Below are 1,444 nucleotides of genomic sequence, written 5' to 3'. Positions count from 1 at the left end.
GCGTTCTGGCAAGGCAGCGTACGCGCTGGCAGCGCGGCGCGCTCGAATGCTTCTTCCGCCACCGCGCCATGCTCTTCAATCCGCGCTATGGCCGCGTCGGCTTCCTCGGCTTCGGCCACATCTTGATTGCCGACGTGCTGGGGCCCGTGGCGGAGGTGCTGGGCTACATCCTGATCCCGGCCTTCTGGCTGCTCGGCATCCTGTCGGCCGAATATCTTTTGGCCTTCACCTCGCTCATCTTCACCTATGGCGTTTGCGTCAGCGTATGCTCCCTCATCCTCGAAGAGGCCGAGCTCCAGCGCTTCCCGCGTGCCCGGGACCTGGCCGTGCTGACGGCGGTCGCCGTGATCGAGAATTTTGGCTATCGCCAGCTCAACAATTTCTGGCGCCTGAAGGGCTGGTGGCAATTCTTGCGGGCAGACCAGAACTGGGGCGAGATGACCAGGACCGGCCTTTCCGGCGCCAAGAAATAGGCATGGCCGGACGCATCATTGCAGCGTCCGCTCGATCTCCGCAATTAGGGCATGGAGCGCGGCTTCGGCCGCCCCTTCATCCCCATTCTCGATCAGCAGCGTCTCCAGCGCGGACGCCCGCGCGCTGATCTCCCCAAACCCGAACGTACCCGCCGCCCCCGCCAGCGAGTGGGCGATACTAACCATTGCATCGCGGGTGGGGAGGGCATCGCCTTGACGTGCAATGGCCTTCAGCTCCGCGAGCTGATCGGCGCATCGGACAAGGAAACGCTGCCGGAGAGGGGCGAAAGGATCGTTTGAAATGAGGTGGCGCTCCTCCTGGATCGTTTCGGCGGGTATTCAAGCACAAAGCGGCTTGGGTCGAAGCGGACTGCTTGTCGCGCATGATCTCCAGGGCAACGGCCTTCTCATACACCATCAACCACGACGGGATCTCGTCCCTCCGACTTAGCACGGAATAGTGCCAGATCGTCGGCTTTGACGAGATCATTCGGGCTCTCGTTCTCGTTGGGTACCGTTGTAGCGACGCCAACGCTGACGGTCACTCTGCCGCAATCGTGCGGAATGTTCAGATCTCGCACGCTTTGGACGAGCCGGAAGGCTATTTCGTTCGCATGTTCCATTGAAGCGTCAACCAACACGATCACAAACTCTTCGCCCCCATATCGTGCAGCCAGGTCGTTGGAGCGACCAGCGCCAGTTTGGATTGCGTGGGCAATATGTTTGAGCACCTCGGCTAGCCGGCTGTAGCCGACCACATCCGAGACCAGGATCGCTGCTATTTTGCGGGTCTCACTCATCTCGTGCTCCCTCCATCCAGCCATCCAGTCTGGCACTACTGCCGACCAGGCGCGCTGTCTCACTGCTTCGTGTTGCAACCAAGTTCGAATGTCGCGATGTCAGCAAAGTAGAAATGTCGCATAACGGTGCTGCCGGCTGCGACGTGAGCGCCCGATCGGGCGTCAGCTGGT

2 protein-coding genes and 1 pseudogene are annotated in these 1,444 nt (G+C 61.1%); 1 reads left to right on the top strand and 2 read right to left on the bottom strand.

The window, feature by feature from the left end; translation table 11 throughout:
• Window positions 1-473, top strand: a pseudogene (locus NKI54_RS36270) (glycosyltransferase family 2 protein); the annotation flags it as partial.
• A 15-nt stretch (window positions 474-488) separates the two neighbouring features.
• On the opposite strand, the gene NKI54_RS36265 reads toward NKI54_RS36270, so the two are convergent.
• Complete coding sequence (locus tag NKI54_RS36265; RefSeq protein WP_352694644.1) at window positions 489-698, bottom strand: Hpt domain-containing protein; 210 nt, start codon at window positions 696-698, stop codon at window positions 489-491.
• Between the two features lie 182 nt (window positions 699-880).
• Complete coding sequence (locus NKI54_RS36260) at window positions 881-1,273, bottom strand: diguanylate cyclase (protein WP_352694640.1); 393 nt, start codon at window positions 1,271-1,273, stop codon at window positions 881-883.
• Window positions 1,274-1,444 lie beyond the last annotated feature (171 nt).

Origin of the sequence: Mesorhizobium sp. M0663, from assembly GCF_040320585.1 — a bacterium.
In the GTDB taxonomy this organism is placed as follows: Bacteria; Pseudomonadota; Alphaproteobacteria; order Rhizobiales; family Rhizobiaceae; genus Mesorhizobium.
This window is presented reverse-complemented; position numbering and strand designations above follow the sequence as displayed.